This is a genomic window from Undibacterium sp. TJN25 (assembly GCF_049339885.1).
In the GTDB taxonomy this organism is placed as follows: Bacteria; Pseudomonadota; Gammaproteobacteria; order Burkholderiales; family Burkholderiaceae_D; genus Undibacterium.
This window is the reverse complement of the sequence record NZ_JBMPPM010000009.1, coordinates 136,907-161,379: the sequence shown is the minus strand read 5'-3', so window position 1 is coordinate 161,379 and position 24,473 is coordinate 136,907. Positions and strand designations below refer to the sequence as shown.

General features: G+C 57.2%; 22 protein-coding genes. 8 read left to right on the top strand and 14 right to left on the bottom strand.

Going from position 1 to position 24,473, the window contains the following annotated elements; genetic code table 11:
- Nucleotides 1-39: 39 nt before the first annotated feature.
- On the bottom strand, nucleotides 40-243 hold the full coding sequence (locus tag ACO0LO_RS21750) for a cold-shock protein (protein WP_162021162.1): 204 nt from the start codon (nucleotides 241-243) through the stop codon (nucleotides 40-42).
- Nucleotides 244-607: 364 nt separating this feature from the next.
- On the opposite strand from ACO0LO_RS21750, the gene clpS reads away from it, so the two are divergent.
- Nucleotides 608-916, top strand: coding sequence for an ATP-dependent Clp protease adapter ClpS (gene clpS / locus ACO0LO_RS21745; protein WP_422967318.1), 309 nt, complete (start codon nucleotides 608-610; stop codon nucleotides 914-916).
- A complete protein-coding gene (gene clpA, locus ACO0LO_RS21740; RefSeq protein ID WP_422967316.1) occupies nucleotides 913-3,216 on the top strand; it encodes an ATP-dependent Clp protease ATP-binding subunit ClpA in 2,304 nt (767 codons plus the stop codon). Before clpS ends, clpA begins: the two co-directional genes overlap by 4 nt.
- Before the next feature lie 185 nt (nucleotides 3,217-3,401).
- On the opposite strand, the gene dut is transcribed toward clpA, so the two are convergent.
- The 10 genes from dut to ACO0LO_RS21690 form a co-directional block, all read right to left on the bottom strand.
- Nucleotides 3,402-3,851, bottom strand: a complete 450-nt coding sequence (gene dut, locus ACO0LO_RS21735; protein WP_422967314.1) for a dUTP diphosphatase — start codon at nucleotides 3,849-3,851, stop codon at nucleotides 3,402-3,404.
- A 39-nt stretch (nucleotides 3,852-3,890) separates the two neighbouring features.
- Nucleotides 3,891-4,907 carry an LLM class flavin-dependent oxidoreductase gene (locus tag ACO0LO_RS21730; RefSeq protein WP_422967312.1) on the bottom strand — a complete coding sequence of 339 codons (1,017 nt, stop codon included), beginning with the start codon at nucleotides 4,905-4,907 and terminating at the stop codon, nucleotides 3,891-3,893.
- A gap of 32 nt (nucleotides 4,908-4,939) precedes the next feature.
- Complete coding sequence (coaBC, locus tag ACO0LO_RS21725; RefSeq protein ID WP_422967310.1) at nucleotides 4,940-6,139, bottom strand: bifunctional phosphopantothenoylcysteine decarboxylase/phosphopantothenate--cysteine ligase CoaBC; 1,200 nt, start codon at nucleotides 6,137-6,139, stop codon at nucleotides 4,940-4,942.
- A 60-nt stretch (nucleotides 6,140-6,199) separates the two neighbouring features.
- A complete protein-coding gene (gene lspA / locus ACO0LO_RS21720; RefSeq protein WP_422967308.1) occupies nucleotides 6,200-6,733 on the bottom strand; it encodes a signal peptidase II in 534 nt (177 codons plus the stop codon).
- 158 nt (nucleotides 6,734-6,891) lie between these two features.
- Nucleotides 6,892-9,765, bottom strand: a complete 2,874-nt coding sequence (gene ileS / locus ACO0LO_RS21715) for an isoleucine--tRNA ligase (RefSeq protein WP_422967306.1) — start codon at nucleotides 9,763-9,765, stop codon at nucleotides 6,892-6,894.
- 85 nt (nucleotides 9,766-9,850) lie between these two features.
- Complete coding sequence (locus ACO0LO_RS21710; protein WP_422967304.1) at nucleotides 9,851-10,858, bottom strand: bifunctional riboflavin kinase/FAD synthetase; 1,008 nt, start codon at nucleotides 10,856-10,858, stop codon at nucleotides 9,851-9,853.
- A gap of 155 nt (nucleotides 10,859-11,013) precedes the next feature.
- A complete protein-coding gene (locus tag ACO0LO_RS21705) occupies nucleotides 11,014-11,232 on the bottom strand; it encodes a hypothetical protein (RefSeq protein WP_422967302.1) in 219 nt (72 codons plus the stop codon).
- 47 nt (nucleotides 11,233-11,279) lie between these two features.
- On the bottom strand, nucleotides 11,280-12,419 hold the full coding sequence (locus tag ACO0LO_RS21700) for a methyltransferase (RefSeq protein ID WP_422967300.1): 1,140 nt from the start codon (nucleotides 12,417-12,419) through the stop codon (nucleotides 11,280-11,282).
- A gap of 156 nt (nucleotides 12,420-12,575) precedes the next feature.
- Nucleotides 12,576-13,163, bottom strand: a complete 588-nt coding sequence (locus tag ACO0LO_RS21695) for a YceI family protein (RefSeq protein WP_422967298.1) — start codon at nucleotides 13,161-13,163, stop codon at nucleotides 12,576-12,578.
- A gap of 144 nt (nucleotides 13,164-13,307) precedes the next feature.
- Nucleotides 13,308-14,138 carry a class I SAM-dependent methyltransferase gene (locus ACO0LO_RS21690; protein ID WP_422967296.1) on the bottom strand — a complete coding sequence of 277 codons (831 nt, stop codon included), beginning with the start codon at nucleotides 14,136-14,138 and terminating at the stop codon, nucleotides 13,308-13,310.
- A gap of 270 nt (nucleotides 14,139-14,408) precedes the next feature.
- On the opposite strand from ACO0LO_RS21690, the gene ACO0LO_RS21685 reads away from it, so the two are divergent.
- Nucleotides 14,409-16,247, top strand: coding sequence for a DUF885 domain-containing protein (locus ACO0LO_RS21685; RefSeq protein WP_422967294.1), 1,839 nt, complete (start codon nucleotides 14,409-14,411; stop codon nucleotides 16,245-16,247).
- 96 nt (nucleotides 16,248-16,343) lie between these two features.
- On the opposite strand, the gene ACO0LO_RS21680 is transcribed toward ACO0LO_RS21685, so the two are convergent.
- Together ACO0LO_RS21680 and ACO0LO_RS21675 are read right to left on the bottom strand one after the other, a co-directional pair.
- On the bottom strand, nucleotides 16,344-16,787 hold the full coding sequence (locus tag ACO0LO_RS21680) for a YidB family protein (RefSeq protein WP_422967292.1): 444 nt from the start codon (nucleotides 16,785-16,787) through the stop codon (nucleotides 16,344-16,346).
- Between the two features lie 145 nt (nucleotides 16,788-16,932).
- Nucleotides 16,933-17,658 carry a 16S rRNA (uracil(1498)-N(3))-methyltransferase gene (locus ACO0LO_RS21675; protein ID WP_422967290.1) on the bottom strand — a complete coding sequence of 242 codons (726 nt, stop codon included), beginning with the start codon at nucleotides 17,656-17,658 and terminating at the stop codon, nucleotides 16,933-16,935.
- A gap of 356 nt (nucleotides 17,659-18,014) precedes the next feature.
- On the opposite strand from ACO0LO_RS21675, the gene tkt reads away from it, so the two are divergent.
- The 4 genes from tkt (at nucleotide 18,015) to lepB (ending at nucleotide 22,576) form a co-directional block, all read left to right on the top strand.
- The gene (tkt, locus tag ACO0LO_RS21670) at nucleotides 18,015-20,030 is read left to right on the top strand and encodes a transketolase (protein WP_422967288.1); all 2,016 of its coding nucleotides are present in this window, start codon (nucleotides 18,015-18,017) and stop codon (nucleotides 20,028-20,030) included.
- Nucleotides 20,027-20,584, top strand: coding sequence for a GNAT family N-acetyltransferase (locus tag ACO0LO_RS21665; RefSeq protein ID WP_422967286.1), 558 nt, complete (start codon nucleotides 20,027-20,029; stop codon nucleotides 20,582-20,584). The genes tkt and ACO0LO_RS21665 overlap by 4 nt, the downstream gene beginning before the upstream one ends.
- Before the next feature lie 171 nt (nucleotides 20,585-20,755).
- On the top strand, nucleotides 20,756-21,769 hold the full coding sequence (gene gap, locus ACO0LO_RS21660) for a type I glyceraldehyde-3-phosphate dehydrogenase (RefSeq protein WP_422967284.1): 1,014 nt from the start codon (nucleotides 20,756-20,758) through the stop codon (nucleotides 21,767-21,769).
- A 123-nt stretch (nucleotides 21,770-21,892) separates the two neighbouring features.
- Nucleotides 21,893-22,576, top strand: a complete 684-nt coding sequence (gene lepB / locus ACO0LO_RS21655; RefSeq protein WP_422967283.1) for a signal peptidase I — start codon at nucleotides 21,893-21,895, stop codon at nucleotides 22,574-22,576.
- Nucleotides 22,577-23,007: 431 nt separating this feature from the next.
- On the opposite strand, the gene ACO0LO_RS21650 is transcribed toward lepB, so the two are convergent.
- Nucleotides 23,008-23,790: an IclR family transcriptional regulator gene (locus tag ACO0LO_RS21650; RefSeq protein ID WP_422967281.1), complete on the bottom strand. Its 783-nt coding sequence runs from the start codon at nucleotides 23,788-23,790 to the stop codon at nucleotides 23,008-23,010.
- A gap of 256 nt (nucleotides 23,791-24,046) precedes the next feature.
- Between ACO0LO_RS21650 and ACO0LO_RS21645 the strand changes: the two genes are divergently transcribed.
- Nucleotides 24,047-24,445, top strand: coding sequence for a diacylglycerol kinase (locus ACO0LO_RS21645; RefSeq protein WP_422967279.1), 399 nt, complete (start codon nucleotides 24,047-24,049; stop codon nucleotides 24,443-24,445).
- Nucleotides 24,446-24,473 lie beyond the last annotated feature (28 nt).

The window sequence follows — 24,473 nt, the reverse complement described above, 5'->3', positions numbered from 1 at the left end:
CGTGAGCGGGGCTTTTTACACAAAATCCTGATCGTGAGATTAAGGGTTTTGAATGTTGGAAGCTTGCTTGCCTTTAGGGCCTTGCGTGACTTCGAACGTTACCTTCTGACCTTCTTTGAGGGTCTTGAAGCCGTTCATCTGGATTGCGGAAAAGTGGGCGAACAAATCCTCACCGCCGTCATCCGGAGTGATAAAGCCGAAGCCTTTGGAATCATTGAACCACTTGACGGTACCTGTTGCCATAATGCATCTTTCAAATATAAACTAATCACACGAGCCGTAAAAGCAAGAAACTTAGCGCAAAGCTACCTCCCCCTAAACTTGCTCACTTCTATTGACAAGTGCAACATAATCTTGTCAATAAATATCATTCTTGGCGGAAAAAAAGGTAAAGTCAAGATATTTCCATGGTCGTTGTAGCATTGTTGTTTTTTCACTTAATTCTGTCTGCCTGGTAATGTGTTGCTAAAGCATCGCGAAAGCACTTGATGAATGGAAATTGGTCACCATCTGCGGGAAGTACAGAAAACGCGTAACATTCTAAAAGGGGCTAAATAATGCTCTTATTATTTAACTCGCTGGCAGATCAACGTACTAGAATATACGTATGGGAAATAAGCAAGAAAACGGTACGATACTGGAGCGGCAGGCGCAGAAGCTGAAGCCGCCGGCCATGTACCAGGTTACCTTACTGAACGACGACTACACGCCGATGGAATTTGTCGTAGCGATCATTCAGGAGTACTTTAATAAAGACCGGGAAACCGCGATGCAGATTATGCTCAAGGTGCACAGGGACGGTAGAGGCGTTTGCGGCGTATATTCGAAAGATATCGCCTTGACTAAAGTGGAACTCGTTTTGACGCACGCTCGTAAGGCAGGACATCCCCTGCAATGTGTGATGGAGGAAGTATGATTGCGCAAGAATTGGAAGTCAGTTTGCACATGGCTTTTGTGGAAGCCAGGCAGGCTCGTTATGAATTCATCACGGTCGAGCATTTACTGCTGGCCCTGCTGGATAATCCTTCGGCAGCCGAAGTGATGCGCGCCTGCGCGGTCAATATTGAGGATTTGCGCAAAACCCTGAGCAACTTCATCAGCGATAACACGCCGACGGTGCCGGGTACCAGCGAAGTGGATACCCAGCCTACACTGGGCTTCCAGCGTGTGATACAGCGCGCGATCATGCACGTGCAGTCCGCTTCCAACGGCAAGAAGGAAGTGACAGGCGCCAACGTGCTGGTGGCGATCTTCGGTGAAAAAGACTCGCACGCGGTCTACTACCTGCATCAGCAGGGTGTGACTCGCCTTGACGTGGTCAATTTCATTTCGCACGGCGTGCGCAAGGATCAGCATGTTGATCCTGCCAAATCGTCCGAAGGCGTGGAAGAAGCGCAGGCGGAAGGCCAGCAAAAAGAAAACCCGCTCGACCAGTTCACGCAAAACCTGAACAAGTCTGCCGCCGAAGGCAAGATCGATCCATTGATCGGCCGCGACAGCGAAGTCGAACGCGTGATCCAGATCCTGTGCCGCCGCCGCAAAAACAATCCGCTGCTGGTTGGCGAAGCCGGCGTGGGCAAGACTGCCATCGCCGAGGGCCTGGCATGGCGCATCACCCAGGGCGATGTGCCTGAAATCCTGCAAAATGCCGTTGTCTACTCGCTGGACATGGGCGCGTTGCTGGCCGGTACCAAATACCGCGGCGATTTCGAGTTGCGCCTGAAAGGCGTGCTGAAACAATTGAAGGATACTCCCAACGGTGTATTGTTCATTGACGAAATCCACACGATCATCGGCGCCGGTTCGGCTTCCGGCGGCACGCTGGATGCATCCAACCTGCTGAAACCGGCTTTGTCCAGCGGCCAGTTGAAATGCATCGGTGCGACCACTTACACCGAATACCGCGGCGTCTTCGAGAAAGACCACGCGCTGTCACGCCGTTTCCAGAAGATCGACGTCAACGAACCAACGGTAGAACAGACAGTGCAGATCCTGCGCGGCCTGAAATCGCGTTTTGAAGAACACCACAACGTCAAGTATTCTGCCTCGGCATTGACGACGGCGGCTGAACTGTCGGCACGCTTTATCAACGATCGCCATTTGCCCGACAAGGCAATTGACGTCATCGATGAAGCCGGCGCTGCACAGCGTATCCTGCCGAAGTCCAAGCAGAAGAAGACGATAGGCAAAGCGGATATCGAGGACATCATCGCGAAGATCGCGCGTATTCCGCCGCAAACCGTCAACCAGGACGACCGTTCCAAGCTGCAGACCATAGACCGCGACCTGAAAAACGTCGTGTTCGGTCAGGAGCCTGCGATCGAAGCTTTGGCGTCGGCCATCAAGATGGCGCGTGCAGGCCTGGGCAAGACAGACAAGCCTATCGGCTCCTTCCTGTTCTCCGGTCCTACCGGCGTGGGCAAGACCGAGGTGGCCAAGCAGCTGGCATTTACGCTGGGTATTGAGCTGATACGCTTCGATATGTCTGAATACATGGAGCGCCATGCGGTCAGCCGCCTGATCGGTGCGCCGCCGGGTTACGTGGGTTTCGACCAGGGCGGTTTGCTGACCGAAGCGATTACCAAGAAGCCGCATGCAGTGCTGCTGCTAGATGAGATAGAAAAAGCGCATCCGGATGTCTTCAATATTCTGCTGCAGGTGATGGACCATGGCACGCTGACCGACAATAACGGCCGCAAGGCGGACTTCCGCAATGTGATCATTATCATGACGACCAATGCCGGTGCAGAGAGCCTGCAGAAACGGTCGATCGGCTTTAACGACAGCAAGGAAGCCGGCGATGAAATGGCAGATATCAAGCGTATGTTTACGCCTGAGTTCCGTAATCGCCTGGATGCGATCATCAGCTTCCGCGCACTGGATGAAGAGATCATCCTGCGCGTGGTGGATAAATTCCTGATGCAACTGGAAGAGCAACTGCACGAGAAAAAAGTGGAAGCCACTTTCACCGACAGCCTGCGCAAATTCCTGGGCAAAAAAGGTTTCGATCCGCTGATGGGCGCCCGTCCTATGGCCCGCCTGATCCAGGATATGATCAGGAAAGCGCTGGCAGATGAACTGTTGTTCGGCAAGCTGGTCACCGGCGGCAAGGTCATCGTCGATCTGGATGACAAGGATCAGGTCAAGCTGGAGTTTGCTGAGGGCGACAATTCAGCGCCGCCGGAAGCTTCGCAAGAGGTTGCAGAGGCTGAATAAGCTGTCACAGTGAAAAAGCCCGGATGCGTCCGGGCTTTTTGTTTTTGGAGCGGAAGAAAGAAGGAAGGTAGCACGGATGCAGCGCAGTGTAATCCGGAAGGCTATCCGGGGCCATGAATTTCCTGGTGTGCTCCCGGATTGTGCTACGCTGCATCCGGCTACGTTTTTTTTATGCGATCGCTACCTCAATGCTTGCCGGTGCTGCCAAAGCCACCCGCGCCGCGTTCGCTGGCGTCAAAATCATCTACTACGTTAAAGCCCACCTGCAATACCGGCACGATGATCATCTGCGCCAGTCTTTCCATCGGTTCCAGCACGAATGCCGACTGGCCGCGGTTCCACGTCGAGATTTTCAGTTCACCCTGGTAGTCCGAATCGATCAGCCCCACCAGGTTGCCAAGGACGATACCGTTCTTGTGGCCCATGCCGCTGCGCGGCAACAGCATGGCGGCATAGCCGGGGTCGCCGATGTGGATCGCGAGACCGGTGGGCACCAGCACGGTTTCACCCGGCTGTATCGTGATGGCTTCGGTAATGCAGGCGCGCAGATCGAGGCCGGCGCTGCCTGGTGTGCCGTAGGCCGGCAGCAGTTCTTTCATTCGTGGGTCGAGGATTTTGAGGTCGATATTTTTCATTGATGCCAGATCTGGTTGATTTGTTTGTGAGCGGGGTGATTAATTCGGTGCCGAAAGTGAGAAGGTTTGCGCCAGCAGCTCATAAGACCTGAGCCGCGCGGCATAGCTGCCTGCAACTGTCAGCACGATGATCTCGTCGGCGCCGAACTGCTGTTGCAGCGCCAGCATTTTCTCGGATACCTGGTCCGGCGTGCCGATAACGCTGCGCGGCCTTTCACGCTCAATGATCATGCGGTCGCGTTCGCTGAACCTGGCGGAGTCGATCTGGCCGGCGCGCGGGATGGGGGCATTGACGCCATACGCCATCTGCAGGCGGCGCATGTCGACGGCCAGCGCCAGCTCCTGTGCCTGCTGCTCGGTATCGGCGCAGATGACGAATACGGCGACGGCGGAATAGGGCCTTGCTTCCAGTTCGGTGTTGAATCGGTCGCGGTATTCCTGCGCTATGTAATGGCCATTGTGCGCATTGATGAAATGCGCAAATGCGAAACGTATGCCCAGCTGGGCCGCCAGATTGCCGCCGAAGTCGCTGGAACCCAGCATCCAGATTTGTGGCACGGTATCTACCTGCGGCTGCAGGGCGATGCCATGGGCCGGGTGATTGGCCGGCAGCGTGCCGTGCAGATGCCAGATCAGCTCCTGCACCTGCTGCGGGAACAGTTCTCCTCGATTGTAGGCGCCTGCTGCCACTGCCTGCGCGGTTTTTTGGTCGCCGCCGGGGGCGCGCCCCACGCCGAGGTCGATGCGGTTCGGATAAAGGGCTTCGAGCATGCGGAACTGTTCAGCCACCTTGAAAGGGCTGTAATATGGCAGCATCACGCCGCCCGAGCCTATGCGTATGCGCTGGGTGGCCGCGCCTATGCGCGCCAGCAGCACTTCCGGCGCGCTGTCGCAGACGCCGAACAGGCCATGGTGTTCCGCGCACCAGTAACGGGTGTAGCCGAGCTGGTCCGCCAGCTGCGCCAGTTCTATGCTGGCTGCCAGCGCATCGCGTGCGGTGTGGCCTTCTATGACGGGGGACTGGTCCAGCACCGATAATTTGACGGCTGATTTCATGCTTGCTGCCTTGGTAATAGGGGTTGCCTGCTCTAGCGCAGGCGCGCGGCGATCTCTGCAATGAGCTGGCCGGCCAGCGTCTGCTTGTCGGCGCGCGGCAGGCTGGTGTGCCCTTGTTCATCGAACAGCATCAGCTCATTGTCGTCCTGGCCGAAGGTGTTGTGGCCGATATTGCCAACCAGTAAAGGCACGTTTTTCTTGATGCGCTTGGCGGCGCCGTATTCAAGCAGATTTTCCGATTCTGCCGCAAAGCCCACGCAATACGGGCGGCCGGGCAAGGCGGCCACGGCGGCGAGGATGTCCGGGTTCTGCGCGAACTGCAGTTGCGGCATATCCTGGTCACCGGCCTTTTTCAATTTTTGCGTGCTGGCATTGGCCACGCGCCAGTCTGCCACTGCGGCAACGGCGACGAAGATGTCCTGTTTCTGCAATGCCAGGGCCGACATCACGGCGTCATGCATCTGCTGTGCAGTCTGCACGGAGATGCGGCTGACCCCGTAAGGCGTCTCCAGCGCCGTCGGGCCCGATACCAGTGTTACGCTGGCGCCGGCTTCGCGGGCTGCCTGTGCAATGGCATAACCCATCTTGCCGGAAGACAGGTTGGTAATGCCGCGCACCGGGTCTATGGGTTCAAACGTTGGACCGGCGGTAATCAGCACCTGCTTGCCTGCGAGCAACTTGGGCTGGAAGGACGTAATGATTTCATTCAGCAGTTCATGCGGTTCCAGCATGCGGCCCATGCCGACTTCGCCGCAGGCCTGGTCGCCGGCAGCCGGCCCCAGCAGCTGGATGCCGTCTTCCTTGATCTGCCTGATATTCCTTTGCGTGGCCGGGTTTTGCCACATCTCCACATTCATCGCCGGTGCAATCATCAGCGGCATGCCCAAAGGGCGGGCCACGCACAAAGTGGACAGCAGGTCGTCGCAGGCGCCGTGCGCCAGCTTGGAAATGAAGTCGGTACTGCAGGGGACGATGACGATGGCATCGGCGTCGCGTGTCAGGTCGATGTGCGGCATGTTGTTGTGTATGCGCGCATCCCACTGGTCAGAGTAGACGGTGTTGCCGGACAGGGCCTGCATCGTCACCGGTGTGATGAATTGCGTGGCTGCCTGCGTCATGACGACCTGCACGGTAGCGCCGGCCTTGCCGAGCGCGCGCGTCAGCTCCGCTGCCTTGTAGCAGGCGACGCCGCCTGTCAATCCAAGAACAATTTTTTTACCCGCAAGCTTCATGGTCCGCTCCTCAGCCTTGTTGCCTTATCTGTTACCGCACTTGATTGCTCGCTTCTTTGCTCATTTCTTGACGCGGCGCAATTCATCCAGGATGAACAGCGCGGCGCCGATGCTGATGGCGGCATCGGCAACATTGAATGCGGCAAAGTGGTATTGCTCTTTGTAATGGAAATCCAGGAAATCGATCACATGGCCGTATAGCAGCCTGTCGATAACATTGCCGAGTGCGCCGCCCATGATCAGCGCCAGCGCCCAGCAGAACAGTCGTTGCCCCGCATGCTTCTTGAGCAGGTAGACAATAAACAGCGCCGCGCCTATGCCGATGGCTGTAAACAGGTAGCGCTGCCAGCCGGAAGCCTGCCCCAGAAAGCTGAATGCCGCGCCGGGGTTATGCCACAGCGTCAGGTTGAAAAAAGAAGTGACGGGCAGCGTCTCGCCCAGCACGAACAACTTGGCAATGGTGATCTTGGTCAGCTGATCGAGCAGGATGACGATGGCTGCGACGCCCAGCCATGGACCCAGTGATGAACCTGAAGAGCCGGAAGAGGTAAACGACGGTTTGGACGGAGCGGCAGAGCGTTTTTTGGTTGCCATATTCAGCGATATTTCAGCGATAGGTTTCAGCGCCGATTGCATTCAAAAGAGAATCAACCAGCGTCAATGGGTGGAAATGCTGGCCTCATCCGCCAGCGGCAGGTGTGGCCAACCGATATTGCCGATGGACCCCGGCAGCGTGCCGGAGTCCATCAGTATCATGCAAAATGGCGTACTTCGCCTGCGCCGAACAAATTGCTGACGCAGCGGCCACACAGTCCTGCGTGGTCGGCGTGTGCGCCGACGTCTGCACGGTAATGCCAGCAGCGCTCGCACTTTACATACGTGGACGGCGTCACGACGATGGTTTCTTCCGCCTCGCCGGCAACCTGCTCCACCGCAGCAGCGGAGGTGATGAAGATGAAGCGCAGGTCGTCGCCGAAGCCTTTCAGCAGATCGTATTTCGCGCCGCTGGCCTTGACCAGCACCTCGGCCTGCAAGGACGCGCCTATGCCACCGGCAACCCGCACTTCTTCCAGCTGTTTGGTGACTTCGGCGCGGATATCGCGCAGTGCCGCAAACTTGGCCAGCAAGGCCTCGGCGCCGTCGATCTCAGGCAGTGCGTAATAGATTTGCGTGAAGATGGTTTCATCGCTGCCGGCAAATTCTTCCTTGCCCGCAAATGCCGCCCATGCCTCTTCTGCCGTAAAGGACAGGATAGGCGCCATCACGCGCAGCAGCGCCTGCGTGATATGCCAGATGGCCGTTTGCGCAGAGCGCCGTGCCGCAGAATCAGTGCCGCTGGTATACAACCGGTCTTTCAGGATATCCAGGTAGAAGCCGCCCAGGTCTTCCGAGCAGAACGACTGCAGCTTGGAAACCACCGGATGGTATTCAAACACCGTGTAGTGCGCCAGGATGTCTTTTTGCAGCACCGCCGTATTGGCGATTGCATAGCGGTCGATTTCCAGCAATTCGGCCAATGGTACTGCATCCTTGGCCGGATCAAAGTCGGAGGTATTGGCCAGCAGGAAGCGCAGCGTATTGCGGATACGGCGATAGGACTCGGTCACACGCTTCAGGATCTCGTCCGAGATGGACAGCTCGCCCGAATAATCGGTCGACGCCACCCACAGGCGCAGGATGTCCGCACCGAGCGTATCGGACACCTTCTGCGGCGCCACCACGTTGCCCTTGGACTTGGACATTTTCTTGCCTTCGCCGTCCACGACGAAGCCGTGCGTCAGCAGTGCCTTGTAAGGCGCGCAGCCGTTCAGCATCGACGAAGTCAGCAGCGACGAATGGAACCAGCCGCGATGCTGGTCCGAGCCTTCCAGGTACAGGTCGGCCGGGAAGTGCGACTGCTCCTTGTGCGAGCCGCGCAATACCGTCTGGTGCGTCGTGCCGGAGTCGAACCAGACGTCCAGCGTATCGCGGTTCTTCACATACATGTCCGCTTCATCGCCCAGCAGCTCGGCGATCTCCAGTTTTTGCCAGGCTTCGACGCCTTGCTGTTCTATGCGCAGGGCGATCTGTTCCAGCAGTTCCGGCGTGCGCGGATGCAGCTGGCCGGTTTCCTTGTGCAGGAAAAAGGCCATCGGCACACCCCATTGGCGCTGGCGCGACAGCGTCCAGTCCGGCCGGTTGGCGATCATGCCGTGCAGGCGCGCCTGGCCCCAGGCCGGGAAGAACGCGGTTTCACCGATGCTGCGCAAGGCGGTTTCGCGCAGGCTGGCGCCACCGTCTTTGGGCGTGTTGTCCATGCTGGCGAACCACTGCGATGTGGCGCGGTAGATGATCGGCGTTTTATGGCGCCAGCAATGCATGTAGCTATGGTCGAACATCACCAGGTTGAACAGCGCGCCGGCCTCTTCCAGCTTGGCGCAGATAGGCTTGGAGGCATCCCAGATATTCATGCCGGCAAAGAACGGCAGCCACGACGCATACCTGCCGTCGCCCATCACCGGGTTTAGGATATCGTCATCCTTCATGCCGTGCGCCTTGCAGGACTGGAAATCCTCTATGCCGTAGGCAGGGGCGGAATGCACGATGCCGGTGCCGCTGTCCAGCGTCACGTATTCACCCAGGTACACGGGCGAGTAGCGGTCATAGCCTGCATCCAGCGCTGCAAACGGATGCTTGAACTTGATTTCCGATAGGTCGGCACCCAGCGTGGTGGCGATGACCTTGCCTTCCAGCTTGTATTTCTGCAGGCTGGCTTCGACCAGGTCTTGCGCCAGGATCAGCAGGATGGTTTCACCATTGCGCACGGTTTCCACCAGCGCATAGGTGATTTCCGGATGCATGTTCAACGCCTGGTTGGACGGGATAGTCCATGGCGTGGTGGTCCAGATGACGCAGTAGCCTTTGTCGGTTGGCAGCTTGTCCAGCTTGAAGGCCTTGGCGATCTTGTCCTGTTCTGCAAACGGGAAGCCGACGTCGATCGAAGGATCGCGTTTGTTTTCATATTCAACTTCCGCCTCGGCCAGCGCGGATTCGCAGTTGAAGCACCAGTTGACCGGTTTCAGGCCGCGATACACATAGCCTTTTTTCAGCAGCTTGCCCAATGCGCGCAGCTCATCCGCTTCATTGCTGAAGTTCATGGTCTTGTACGGATTATCCCATTCGCCCAGTACGCCCAGGCGGATGAAATCGGCTTTCTGCCGCTCGATCTGCTCATTGGCGTAGGCACGTGCCTTGGCCTGCACTTCGGCGACCGGCAGGTTTTTGCCGTACAGCTTTTCGATCTGGATTTCGATAGGCATGCCGTGGCAATCCCAGCCCGGAACGTACTGCGCGTCAAAGCCCGCCATATTGCGCGACTTGACGACGATATCCTTCAGTATTTTGTTGACCGCATGACCGATATGGATGTCGCCGTTTGCATACGGCGGGCCGTCATGCAGCACGAATTTAGGGCGGTCTTTGGACGCCTTGCGGATACGCTGGTAGATTTTCTTGTCCTGCCATTCCTTGACCCATTTAGGTTCGCGCTTGGCCAGGTCCCCGCGCATCGGGAAAGGCGTTTCGGTCATGTTGACCGGGTATTTGCTGACTGCTTTATTCGGCTTGCCGGATTGATTTTCAGACATGGTTTTTCTTTAGTGAGGTATTCGAAATTCAGTGTGCGGCGCTTCGGTGCTGCAATGCGCCCGCGCTAAAGACGCTGGATGGTCTTCAAATTCGGTCGGTCGCCGAGCTGGCCTGCTTGCGGCCCTGTTCATGGATCGCTTGCGCCTGGCTGCCGTTACCGAAATAGGCTTTTGCCTGTTCCGCATCGCGGTCAATGGCGGTGACCAGCGTGGGCAGGTCGATGAATTTTTCTTCATCGCGCAGCTTTTTCAGGAATTCCACCTGGATCAGCTTGCCGTAGCAATTGCCGCTGTAGTCAAACACATGCGTTTCCAGCAGCACGCGGCCACTGTCGTCCACGGTGGGGCGCACACCCAGGCTGGCCACGCCCGGCAAGGGCTCGTCGGCCAGGCCGTGTACCTGCACGACGAAGATGCCGTTCAGTGCGGGGCGGTGGTGCGCGATACGCAAGTTCAGTGTGGGATAGCCGATGGTGCGTCCCAGCTTCTGGCCGTGCACGACGCGGCCGGAAATACGGTATGGGTGGCCAAGCAAGGCCTCCGCCTCCGCAAAATTGCCATCGGCAAGTGCACTGCGCACGGCGGATGAGGAGATGCGTACGCCCTTGTTCTGCACCGCAGGCAAGGTCTCCACTTCAAATCCATAACGTTTGCCGGCTTCGACCAGCATGGCGATGTCGCCGGCACGTTTGGCGCCGTAGCGGAAATCCTCGCCCACCATCAGCCATTTCACATGCAAGCCTTCCACCAGCACCTTTTCGATGAAGTCTTGCGGCGTCAGCGATGCAAAATGCGCATTGAAGTGTTCGACGATGACGCGGTCCACGCCTGCTACCGTCAGCGAGGCCAGATTGTCGCGCAGGTTGGCGATGCGGGTAGGTGCGCGCGACAGGTCGCCCGACATCTGGGCAAAGAAGGCGCGCGGGTGCGGTTCAAAGGTCATTACCGCGGCATCCAGCGACAGGCGTGTCGCCGCTGCGCGCAATCTGGACAGCAGAACCTGATGCCCTAGATGCACGCCGTCAAAGTTGCCTATCGTCAGCGCACAGGGCGCGCGCGAGGCAGCATTGGGAAGTCCGCGAAATACCTTCATAGTGTGAGGAGAACCACTGCAAAAACCTTAGATTATAAATGCTTTCGACCGGGTTTCTGCACCGGGTATGGCATAGATGCGGATTTGCGTTGGATATTCAAGCAATTTCAGGCAATTTGCCGTAATCATCGATCAAATATCTGTTATTGACCGGTTTAGTGATGATGGTGCGACCACAAGCCGTCCGACGAGGCCATATAGGATTCCACCGCATCTTTCTGGCCGGTGGCGTGGCGCATCACTTCGCCGCATTTGCAGATGCCCTGGTAAGGCTGGATATGTGAGCAGGCTGATACTTTTTGCAAGAATACCTGGACCGGCTTGGTGCAGGTCTTGCATTTAAAGGTCAGGATGCGGGCGGGTTTGCTGCTCATTGTGTTCCTCGGTATAAATATTGATTTTGCTTATTTCTGGTTTGCGCTTACTTCGTGCCCAGGCGCCACAGCGACGTGATTTCCGCTGCGCGTGCCGCGTGCAGCGGATCCTCGGTGTCGGCGGCTTTTGGGTGATGCGGGCGTATGTCCGACTTGCCCAGCACCTTCAGGCCGCCGCCGTCTATCAGTGCCAGCAGTTCTTCGCGCGAGCGCAGGCCAAGATGTTCGGCCAGGTCGGACAGAATCAGCCAGCCTTCGCCTTTGGACTCCAGGTGCTCTGCCAGCCCGGCCAGGAAGCCGCGCAGCATGCGGCTTTCAGGGTCGTACACCGCATGTTCTATCGGCGAATTGGGCCTTGCCGGTACCCACGGCGGATTACACACGACCAGCGGAGCGCGGCCCGGCGGAAACAGGTCGGCCTGGATCACCTCTACTTGCTTCTGTGCGCCCAGCCTGTCCAGGTTTTCCTTGGCGCAGGCCAGCGCGCGCTCATCCTGATCGGTGGCGATGATGCGTTTGACGCCGCGCTTTGCCAGCACCGCGGCCAGCACGCCGGTGCCGGTGCCGATATCGAAGGCCAGCGCGGTCGAGGGCAGCGGTGTATCCGCCACCAGGCTGATGTATTCACCCCTGACCGGAGAGAACACGCCGTAGTAAGGATGGATGCGGCCTTCCAGCGCGGGTATTTCCACGCCTTTCTTGCGCCATTCATGCGCGCCTACCAGGCCCAGCAATTCGCGCAGCGACGCCACAAAGGGTTCCGATGCCTTGCCGTAGGCTTCGCTGCACGCCTGTTGCACGTCCGGCGCGCGGCGCAGCGGGATGCGGAAATCCGCGTCGAACGGCAGCAGCAGCATGGCCAGCGTGCGTGCTCTTTGCGACTGCGCCTGCCGGTGCAGGTGAAAAGCCTCGGTCGGTGACGCTGGTATCTTGACCGCTTTCTTCGACTTTCCCGGTTTATGTTCGATGCGGCGCGCCAACGCCTGCAATAGCTGGCGGGCATTCTGGAAATCGCCGCGCCACAATAAAGCTGTGCCCTCGCTGGCCAGCCTGTAGGCGGTGTCGGCGTTCAGGCGGTCGTCGGCGAGAATCACTTTTTTGGGCGGCGGTGAGCCGCTTTCGGAGTGCCAGCGGGCAGAACGGGTCTCGCCGTCTTCGGTCCAGCTAATGACGGGAGTATCGTTCACGGAATTCCTCTTGGGCTGCGGTCAGGTAGGTAGGCTTGCTTGAATGGCATCGTTGGCGCATGTTTGCCGACTAAACCCATCAGTTTAACAAAAAACGGCGCGAATCCCGCCATCCGGGGGAAATAAGCCCGGCGCGCAGGCGTTCCTGCCGTCCCGTTATTCCTTGATGCCCTCGACGCTGAAGGACAGCGTCACTTCATCGCTGACAAATGGCACATAGCGGCCAACGCCGAAATCGCTACGCAGGATTTTGGTATAGCCGTTGGCGCCGCAGGCCTGTTTGAAATAAACAAACATGAAACGGCAGTTGAAATGCGTGATTTCGAAGGTGGCAGGTTTGGTCACGCCCCTGATGGTCAGGTCGCCGTCCACCTGTACCAGCTTGTCGCCGTCAAAGCGCATGGTGCTGGATTTGAACGATATCTGCGGGTATTTGGCGATATCGAAGAAATTATCGGAACGCAGGATCTTGTTGAAGGTTTCCGATCCCGTGCTGACCGAGCCAGCTTCAATGACGATGTCGATGGCGCCGGTCTTGGCGGCAAGGTCCAGGTCTATAGAACCGGAGTTGTTGTCGAAGCGCCCGCGCTGGTCGGACAAGCCCCAGTGGCGGTATTCAAAGCTGGAATACGTATGTTCGGGGTCGATGATGTAGCGGTCGGCCGCGCACGCATTGCCTGCAAGCGCGGCAGAAAAGGACGCAGAAACAGCCAGGACGATGAGCGAGCTTGATGAAAATGACACGTTTTCCCCGTTTTCAGTCGGCGGCATGTGGCGTTTGCCAGCATGCCGCCAGATTACCAGAAAATTCTTCCGGCACAGGTTAATTCCGCGATCTCTCCAGCAGGTTCAAGGGCCTGGCTTTAGCCTGGGTTTGGTGTCTAAGGCTTAAGGCTTGACGAATTTCAGCGTCATGCGGTCGCTTTCGCCTATCGCCTCGTAGGCGGCCCTGTCCTTATCCTTGTTCAGATAAGTGGGAGGCAGCGCCCAGACGCCTTTTTCGTGGTCGGCATTGTCCTTGGGGTTGGCATTGATTTCCGATTTGGCGACCAGCTTGAAGCCGACACTTTCCGCTATCTTGATTACATAAGCTTCATGCACATAGCCGGTGCTGGTTTTTTCATCCTGTGGCTTGGCCGCAGGTAGGCGGTGTTCTTCCACGCCGAATACGCCGCCTTTTTTCAGGCTGTCATACGCGGTCTGAAATACCGATTTGACTTCGGCGTCGCCGCCATCGTCTATCCAGTTATGGATGTTGCGGAAGGTCAGCACGAAATCTGCGCTGCCCTTGGCGGCATAGTCCTGCTTTGCCGGCGGCTCGAAAATACCCAACTGGACCTTGTCATAGACTGCTGGGCTGGCATTAAGCTTCTGCTTGAACCTTTCCAGGGCCCGGCGTGAATATTCGCTGCTGGCATCCGGGTCATTCGCACCTTCGATCAGTTTGCCGTGGTCGCGCAGGTAGGGCGCCAGGATTTCTGTATACCAGCCGCCGCCGGGTGACAGTTCCACGACGGTGGAGGTCGGTTTGATGCCGAAGAATGCCAGGGTTTCATACGGATGGCGGAAATTGTCGCGCGCTGCATTGGCAGGCGTGCGCTGACTGCCGGCGATCGCGGCTTTCAGCGCATGGTCAGGAGCTTCGGCTGCCTGGGCTGAGGCAGCGATGGCGCCGGTGAGCGTGCAAGCAAGCGAGAATGCCTGTAAAAACTGTCTCATGGTTCTCTCCAGAAGAGATGATTGATTTTGGTGTACGCCAAACTATGGCTTTGCACCTGCGGGGGAGTGTGCGCAGCTTGGACTACCCGGGCAGGAATTAGTTCGGCAACAAGAGTTGAGATTGTACCTGCGGAAAGCGGTTTCTCATTTTCGCCATAAGCTTTATTATTGTGCGCTTAATATATTTGGCCGGGCTTTGTTCATCTTTGTCAGCGAAGCCCGCCGTAACGAATTTACCGACTCGTGCCTCGCTGCCGACTTTTACCTATCATGACCACACAAAAAATCATTCCCCGCCTGCTTGCAGGGCTTTTCAGTTCCGCGCTCACGCTGGCAGCGGTCGCGGGCCTCGCTCATGCGGCCGATACTGCAGCCGCTACTGCAGCCCCTACTGCTGACAATACGGCGGCGGCTGTCCCCGCATCTGCGCGCGCGCAGCCGCAAGACCGGGATTTCATCAAACTCAAGGACAGCTTCCTGGCAGCGCTGTGGCGAGAAGACCCGGACACCGCGATATGGGCCGGCAAATTCGAGAGTGCGGCGAGGCTGTATGTGCCGGACGCCGGATCCCGCGCGCAGCGGCTGGCGTTTGATAAGCTGTGGCTGGGCCGCTTTGCGAAGATGGACCAGGCAAGGCTGTCGGTCAACCAGCGTACCGACCTGGCGCTGATCAATAACTATCTGGGCTCCAGCCGCTGGTACCTGAGCGATTTCCGCGAATTTGAATGGAACCCCAGCCTGTACAACGTGGCAGGCGGTTTCGACGTCATCCTGAACACGGAATACGCACCGAAAGCGCAGCGCGTGCGCGGTCTTATCAAGCGCCTGCAACTCGTTCCGGCCTACTACGATGCCGCTCGCGCCAGCATCAAACGCCCAACTCCCGAACATACGCACCTGGCGATCAGCCAGAGCGCCGGCGCACTGGGCGTGCTGGATGAAGTGGAAAAAGCAGCGCAGACCGAGAAGTTGAGTCCTGCCGAGCGCGCCTTGCTGGCGCAGCGCCTGGCCGCGGCGCGCACTGCGGTGCAGGGCTACGTTGCGTGGCTGACGGATCTGGAAAAAACGCTGACGCCGGAAAATTCCCGTTCTTTCCGCATAGGCAAGGCACTGTACGAAGGAAAGTTCGCTGCCGACATACAATCCGGCTATACGGCCGAACAGACTTTTGCACGGGCCGTGCAGGCCAAGGAAGAAGCGCATAAGAACATGGCAAAACTGGCCGATGAACTCTGGCCCAAATACATGGCCGGACAGGAAAAACCCGAAGATCCTGTCAAAAAGATTGCGATGGTGATTGCCAAGCTGTCCGAAAACCATGTGAAGCGTGATGAGGTCTTCAATACGATACGGCAGCAGATCCCGGTATTGCAGGACTGGATACGCGACCACGACCTGGTGGAGCTGGATCGCAAGAAGCCGCTGATCGTGCGCGAAACGCCGGTCTACGAGCGCGGTGTCAGCGTGGCGTCGATAGAGGCGCCGGGACCTTTCCGCCCGCATGACAATACCTACTACAACGTCACCCCGCTGGACAGCCAGACGCCGGAGCAGGCGGAAAGCACGCTGCGCGAATATAACTATTGGGTCATGCAGATACTCAGCATCCATGAGGGCGTGCCGGGCCACTACGTGCAGCTGCAGCATGCGAACAAATCGCCTTCGCTGATCAAGAGCCTGTTCGGCAACGGCTCGATGGTCGAGGGCTGGGCGGTATATAGCGAAAGGATGATGCTGGAATCCGGCTACGGCGGCAATACGCCGGAAATGTGGCTGATGTATTACAAATGGAATCTGCGCACGGTTTGCAACACGATACTGGACTATAGCGTGCATGTGCTCGGCATGAGCGAAGCCGATGCAAAAGCGTTCCTGACTCAGCAGGCCTTCCAGACCGAGTCCGAAGCCAACGGCAAGTGGCTGCGCGTGCAATATTCATCGGTGCAGCTGGCAAGTTATTTCAGCGGCTACAGCGAACTCTATGAATTCAGGGAGCAGCGCAAGAAGGCGCTGGGAGACAAGTTCAACCTGAAGCAATTCCATGAAGAATTTTTGAGCTACGGCAGCGCGCCGGTGCATGTCATCAAGAGCCTGATGCTGAAGGAGTGACATGCGTTGCGCATGCAGGGGGCCAGCCTGGCAATAGGCATAGTCATGCACTATCGCCAGGCCATCAAAGCGGCTTCTGATCTACTAATCTACTACTCAGGTCGCTGCACGGTTTCCAAAAAACGATGTAGCGAACGACTGCAGCAAATCGCCGACATTGCCTGAGCCTTCTTCCGGCACTTCGCCGTCCGGCGTCAGGTGGTTGATGACGCCCGGCAGCATTTCCGCCAGGTGGCCGGCGGCGCTGTCATGCGAGATGCCGGCGGCGTCCGCCAGTTGCTGCAACTGGCCATTGCCCAGCGCCTGCTTGATCTGGTCGGCAGAGATAGGCAGGTTTTGGCCTGTGCCTACCCAGGAGCTGACAATTTCGCCAAGGCCGGATTGCTGGAAAGTCGCCACCATGCCCTGTACGCCGCCGCCGTTCTGGCTGTTGGACAGCATGCCGATTGCGGCCTGCATCAACATCATTTTAGGATCGCCGGGTTGGTTAGGGTCCTGGCTGCCGCTGAGCATGCCGAGTGCTGTGTCTAAGAGTCCCATGATGTTCCTTTCAATAGGGTGAACTACGGGTAGGCTGCAGCTCAATTACCGATGAGTTGCAAATGCGCTGCGGTACGGTAAAACAGGGTGACGCACAAATATGTCCTGGGTATTACTTGTTTCAACTGCGTGATGCTGCCCATGCCTACATGCCGCCCCAGGCGGCATTCAGCATGGCGATTGCGGCAAGGCCTGCGGTTTCCGTGCGCAGTATGCGCGGCCCCATCGACAGCGCCAGCACGCCTTGCCGGATGGCCAGGTCTTCCTCGGCTTCTGAAAATCCTCCCTCCGGTCCCACCATCAGTGTTACTGCCTGCGGCGGATGATGGCGCGACCAGTCTGCCAGCGATAGTTCGGCACGCGGCGTCAGCAAAATGCGCTTGTGCATATCCTGCTGCGCCAGCCACTTACCGACGTCCATCAGCGGCGACAGGTGGGCCAGCCGATTGCGCCCGCACTGTTCGGAAGCCGACACGATGATGCCTTGCCAGTGCGCTTGTTTCTTCTCGGCGCGCTCGGCGGACAGTTTCACCACGCAGCGCTGCGCGGCCAGCGGCTGTATCGTGCCGGCGCCCAGTTCTATCGATTTTTCGATAATCCAGTCCATCTTGGACGCCTCCGGCAGTGCCTGCGCCAAGGTCAGCGCATACGGCAATTCCGTTTCGCCGGGCAGGAACAGCTTGACCTCGGCCTCTACCTGTTTCTTGCCTACAGTGGTCAGCGTGGCGACATACGAGCCGCCTTCGCCGTTAAACAGGGTGATGCTGTCGCCGGCAGCCTGGCGCAATACAAATAAATGATGGGCCGCTTCGTCCGGCAGGCTGATGGTGGCGCCGATGGCGAGCGGGGCAGGGCAATAAAATCGGGGCATAATTCAGCAAATTAGTAGGTCGTGCAGGCATTCAATAAGCCCAATCCTAAGCGCATTGGGCCGAGAAAGATATATGGTGCGGTCAATATCTAAAACAATTCCAGGCGAGAAACGTCTTAAAAATCAGGGACGGGGGTCAACGGCCAGTCATTGCGGCTCGGTGTGCAAGCTTGGATGCAGCATGCCAGCCTAGGCTATTTGCAGAGGCAAAGCGCGTTTTGCACCAAATGATATAAAAGCAGCAATTGTAATATGAGGGCCATGCTCTGGTAAAATAATGGGCTTTGCAGAGTAGCGCATATTCTGCCTTGCTTCATTACCAAGTTTTCGCACATTATCCCGGACGACCGACCGCCATGACTTCTTCTCTCCCGCCAGCAACAACCACCAAAATGGCCAATGCAATCCGTGCATTGGCAATGGATGCAGTACAAAAGGCCAATTCCGGTCATCCCGGCATGCCGATGGGGATGGCGGATATTGCTGTTGCTCTGTGGACAGAACACTATCGTCACAATCCGGCTAATCCGAAATGGATCAACCGCGACCGTTTCGTACTGTCGAACGGCCACGGTTCCATGTTGCACTATGCGCTGCTGCACCTCACAGGCTATGACCTGAGCATGGATGAGCTGCGCAATTTCCGCCAGTTGCACTCCAAGACACCGGGTCACCCTGAAGTGCATATCACGCCGGGCATAGAAACCACCACAGGCCCGCTGGGGCAGGGCATCACCAATGCAGTGGGCATGGCGCTGGCGGAAAAACTGCTGGCAGCTGAATTCAACAAGCCCGGCCTGGATGTCGTGGACCACCATACCTATGTCTTCATGGGCGATGGTTGCTTGATGGAGGGCATCTCGCATGAAGCCTGTTCGCTGGCCGGCACGCTGCGCCTGAACAAGCTGATCGCCCTGTGGGATGACAACGGCATCTCCATCGACGGCCATGTCGAAGGCTGGTTTACCGACGATACCCCGAAACGCTTCGCTTCCTACGGCTGGAATGTGATTCCTGCGGTGGACGGCCACAATGCTGCGGCAGTGTCGCAGGCGATTGCCGCCGCCAAATTGTCCGACAAACCGACGCTGATCTGCTGCAAGACCGTAATCGGCAAAGGTTCTCCGAACATGGAAGGCACGCACAACGTGCACGGCGCCGCGCTGGGCGATAAAGAGATTGCCGCAGTACGCAGCCATATCCAGTGGGATTCGCTGCCGTTTGAAATTCCTGCGGATGTGTATTCCGCATGGGATGCCAAGGGCAACGGCCAGAAACTGGAAGCCGGCTGGAATGACACGTTCAAGACGTATTCTGCACAGTTCCCGAAAGAAGCTGCAGAACTGAACCGCCGCATGCTGGGTGAATTGCCTGCCAATTTTGACGACGTGGTGAAAGCGGCCATCGCTTCCTGTGTAGAGAAAAAAGAAAACATCGCCACTCGCAAGGCCAGCCAGAATGCGATCCAGGCATTTGCGCCTTCGCTGCCTGAATTCCTAGGCGGTTCGGCTGACCTGACAGGTTCCAACCTGACCAACTGGAAAGAATCCGTCGCCGTGCGCGGCAACCAGGCCGGCAACCACATCAACTACGGCGTGCGCGAATTCGGCATGAGCGCCATGATGAACGGTATTGCGCTGCATGGCGGCTACATTCCGTTCGGCGCGACCTTCCTGACCTTCTCCGACTACAGCCGCAACGCGATCCGCATGGCAGCGCTGATGCAGATCCGCACGCTGTTCGTGTTCACGCATGACTCCATCGGCCTGGGCGAAGACGGACCCACGCATCAGTCGGTTGAACATGTTTCCAGCCTGCGCCTGATCCCCAACCTGGACAACTGGCGTCCTTGCGACACCGTGGAATCGGTTGGCGCATGGGCGCATGCTGTCAAGCGCCATAATGGCCCGAGCACGCTGATCTTCTCGCGCCAGAACCTGCCTTACCAGGAGCGCACCGCAGCGCAGATCGCCGACATCCAGCGCGGCGGCTATGTGCTGCAAGACGCAGCCGATGCCAAGGCAGTGCTGATCGCCACAGGCTCCGAAGTAGAACTGGCTGTCAAGGCCGCCGCCGAGCTGGCGCAGCAGGGCAGGCCGGTGCGCGTGGTCTCCATGCCTTCCACCGACGTGTTCGACCGCCAGGATGCCGCCTATAAAGCTGCCGTCCTGGGCAAAGGCTTGCCGCGTATCGCGATTGAAGCCGGTGTCACCTCCGTCTGGTACAAATATGTGGGTCTGGACGGCGCCGTGGTCGGAATCGATACTTTTGGCGAATCCGCTCCTGCGGGCGTACTGTTCAAGCATTTCGGCTTCACAGTGGACAATGTCGTCAAGGTCGTCAATGAAACTATAAAGAACTACGCGGCATGATGAACGTGATTTTGCGTCCGGCCACGGTGGCGGACGCTGCAGCGATTGCAGAAGTAAGGATCAACAGCTGGCGCGCGACCTATCGCGGCATCATCCCCGCGAGCTACCTGAACGACATGAAGCTGGAAGACAGTACCGCGCACTGGACCAAGGTGCTGCAGGCCGGCAGCAGCAAGATATGCGTGTTTGTTGCGGAGAATGACGAGGGTATCGTGGCTTTTGCCTCCGGCATGATATTGCCGGAAACGAAGCTGGGCCTGGATGCAGAACTGACTGCGGTCTACCTGGAGCCTGACATGCAGCGCGCCAGGCTGGGCCGCCGCCTGGTGCTGGAAGTGGCACAGGCATGCCGGACCGCCGGCGCAACCGGGCTGCTGGCCTGGGTTATCTCGGAGAATAAGCCAGCCCGCAAATTTTATGAGCACCTGGGCGGCGAATTGCTGATCGAACAGGGCTTTACCTGGGACGGCATGGATTTGAAGGAAGTTGCCTACGGCTGGAAAGATATCAGCCGGCTGATCAATGACGTACCCCAGCTCAGGAGCCTGCATTAAATTGGATTCGTTCAGATCAGGCGCGACAACCGGCATCGGTATGCGCAGAGATACCGGCATCACCAGGAATTAAGCACCAGTAGCAAGTACTGCTTCCATAAATCAATAATAGCGGCAGTGCAGTAGTGGTTTGTTTTTTCGATTTTATTACCTTTCCTTTGGAGAAACTTCATGACGATTCGTGTTGCAATCAACGGCTATGGCCGTATCGGCCGTAATATCCTTCGCGCTCACTACGAAGGCGGCAAGAAACATGACATCCAGATCGTTGCCATCAATGACCTCGGCGATGCCAAATCGAATGCCCACCTGACCCGTTATGACACTGCGCATGGCAAATTCCCGGGCACTGTGGAAGTGGACGGCGAATACATGATCGTCAACGGCGACAAGATCCGCGTTTTCGCGGAACGCAATCCTGCCAACATCGCCTGGGGTGCTGAAGGCGTGGACGTCGTGCTGGAATGCACAGGCTTTTTCACTACCAAGGAAAAAGCTTCCGCCCACATCGCCGGCGGCGCCAAAAAAGTCATCATCTCCGCTCCAGGCGGCAAGGATGTTGATGCAACTATTGTGTACGGCGTCAACCACGGCGTGCTGAAATCCAGCGATACCGTGATTTCCAATGCCTCCTGCACTACCAACTGCCTGGCCCCCCTGGCCAAGGTGATGAACGACGCAGTCGGCATCATCAACGGCCTGATGACTACCGTACACTCTTATACCAACGACCAGGTATTGACAGACGTCATGCATGAAGACCTGCGCCGCGCCCGTTCCGCTACCCAAAGCATGATCCCGGCAAAAACCGGCGCTGCTGCTGCACTGGGCCTGGTATTGCCTGAGCTGAACGGCAAGCTGGATGGCTACGCGATCCGCGTTCCGACCATCAACGTCTCCATCGTTGACCTGTCCTTCATCGCCGCGCGCGACACGACTGTTGAAGAAATCAACAAGATCATGAAAGCCGCCTCTGAAAGCGATGCACTGAAAGGTATCCTGAACTACAACGAAGACCTGCTGGTATCGGTGGATTTCAACCACAATCCGGCTTCCAGCACGTTCGATTCCACGCTGACCAAAGTATCCGGTCGCCTGGTCAAAGTCTCTTCATGGTATGACAATGAATGGGGTTTCTCCAACCGCATGCTGGACACGACTGTTGCATTGATGACTGCCAAATAATTTTTCTTATTTCTAGTCTGACGCGTTATGCGTTATGTAATAAATACCCTGAACTTTTCAGGGTATCTTTTTGTCTAACACAAGTCAGCCATCCCGGGCCGGCCTTTTTCGGAGACATGAACCATGTTATACGCCAGGAAACTCGTTTCAGACAATAAGGGATTTCTGCTGTTCCTGTTCTGCATGCTGATGGTGCGCAGCGCACTGGCCGACTGGTACCTGGTACCGTCCAGTTCCATGTATCCCACGCTGGTGGAAGGCGACAGGGTCATCTGCGACCGCCTGGCCTATGACATCAAGGTGCCGTTCACCGACGTCATCGTCAAACGCCTTGCCGACCCGCGCCGCGGCGATGTTGTCACTTTTAGCTCGCCGAAAAACGGTACACGCCTGGTCAAGCGCCTGATCGCCTTACCCGGCGACGTGGTGGAAATGAAAGAGGAACATCTGGTCATCAATGGTGTGCAAGCCGACTACACGGTTCTGCAAGCCGTCGATAAAAAGCACCTGACGCCGCAACGCGAATATCCTGGCGAACAACTGGTGCTGCACGAAAGCATGGACACACTGCAGCACGGCATCATCGTCATGCCAGGCAGAATGGCGATGCGCAATTTCGGTCCCGTCAAGGTGCCGGAAGGGCAATACCTGATGCTGGGCGACAACCGCGACAACAGCGAGGATTCACGCTTTATCGGTTTTGTGAAGCGCGAGTTGATTACCGGGCAGGTGAAGAGGCTGCTGTTCTCTTTGGATGGGGATAATTATTATTTGCCCCGGTGGGAGAGGATAGGGGCGGCGGTGTAGTTTGCCATTGCTTGGCTTAGGTGCTAATACTCGTTAGTTTGTTTTAGATTGCTGGCCGGGGGTAGCCCGGCATGCTACTTACTTTTTTGCTTCGCCAAAAAAAGTAAGCAAAAAAAGGCGACCGCAGACTTGCCCTACGGGTGATGGCCCTATGTGCCATCACATTTTGTGCATCCCAAAAAATGGGAAACAGACGAAACTCGCTTCGCTCAAACAACGTTCCTTTCTGATCCATTTTCCGCGAAGCGCAAAATGCTGCGTCCCGAGCGGATTAGCGTCACCCCCCCAACTGCCACACCAAGCCGCGTTTTGCCTGCTTCCCATTTTTTGTGACGCACAATCGGGCACTCATGCCGGGCTACCCCGGCAAGCAATCATAAATTTAATATAAACGTGCTAGTAGCAGCTTTAGTATAGCTAGCTAGCTACGCTCAAACACCCTGTGATTCTACATACCCCAAGGTTGCAGAAATCTGCGCAGCAGTACTAATCAAATCACCCAGCCACTCTTCCTGCAAACGGTCCGCCGGCGCCGAGATCGACAAGCCGGCGATCATCCGCCCGCTGTCGTCGCGGATGCCTGCTGCCATGCAGCGCACGCCCAGCTCCAGTTCTTCATTGTCGCGCGCAAAACCGTATTCGCGCACGGCGCGCAGCTCGCCTTCCAGTTTGCTGAGGTCGGTGATGGAATTCTTGTTGTGGCCTGCCAGGCCGGTGCGGGTGGCGTAGGCACGGATGGCTTTGGGTTCGTCCAGCGACAGGAACAGCTTGCCGGTAGAGGTCAGGTGCAGCGGCGCACGGCCGCCGATGGCGCGCACGACCTGCATGCCGGAGCGTTCTGAGAAGGCGCGGTCTATATAGACGATTTCGTCGCCCTGGCGCACCGACAGGTTGACTGTCTGATGCGTCTGGCGGTGTAGCGAGCGCATGAATTCCAGCGCGGCTTCACGTACGTTCAGACGGCTCTTGACGATATTGCCCAGCTCCAGCAGACGCATGCCCAGGCGGTAGGTACCCGGCTCGGCGCGGTCAACGAAGCGCGTGGTGACAAGGTCATTCAGGATACGGTGTGCGGTGGACGGGTGCAGGCCGGTTTCGATGGCCAATTCTTTCAGGCTTACCGGGTCCTGGTAATTGGAGAGCGCGTCCAGCAGCGACACCAGGCGCTCTATCACCTGTATCGAGGTTTTGTCGTTCGGAGTATCGTTTTTCATGATGGGGTTGGTGCGATGCAATAGACTTACTTATACCACAATGTGAAAAGTACGTCAGCTTACCGTCATCAAATTCCCCGTAGGAGCACAAAAATCATTCATTTGTGATAATTAATCTGAAGAGGCCGAGTCTTGTACGGTGGCAAACATTGCTGCGCGGGGGAGTCCTGTTAAAATCCGCCTGCGGGTTTGCTGCGGGTCTATATCCTCCGGCAGGCAATCGACGATTTTACTTAATCAAGCAACAAGGGCCTGCATGTCTAATCAAGAACAGCCGATCAGCGAATTTAAAAGCAAGAGCGGTTTAAAGAGGATATTTTCTGCATTTTTCTATTCCATCGACGGATTCAAAAATGCGTGGAAGAATGAACATGCATTCCGGCAAGAGCTGGTGCTGGTCATCATAGGTTCTATCGTTGCGCTGGCGATGCCGGTGTCGGCGTTTGAAAAACTGATGATGATTGCGGTATTGGTGCTGGTGCTGGTGGTGGAGTTGATCAACTCGGCGATCGAGGCGGTGGTGGATCGGGTCTCGCTGGAGCGCCATTCGCTGTCCAAGAATGCCAAGGATTTTGGCAGCGCGGCGGTATTGCTGACTTTCCTGATTGCGGTCGCCACCTGGGCGGTCGTGCTGTTCAACCGGTTTTATTACTGATTTTATTAGCGATGATGACGGTGTTGCA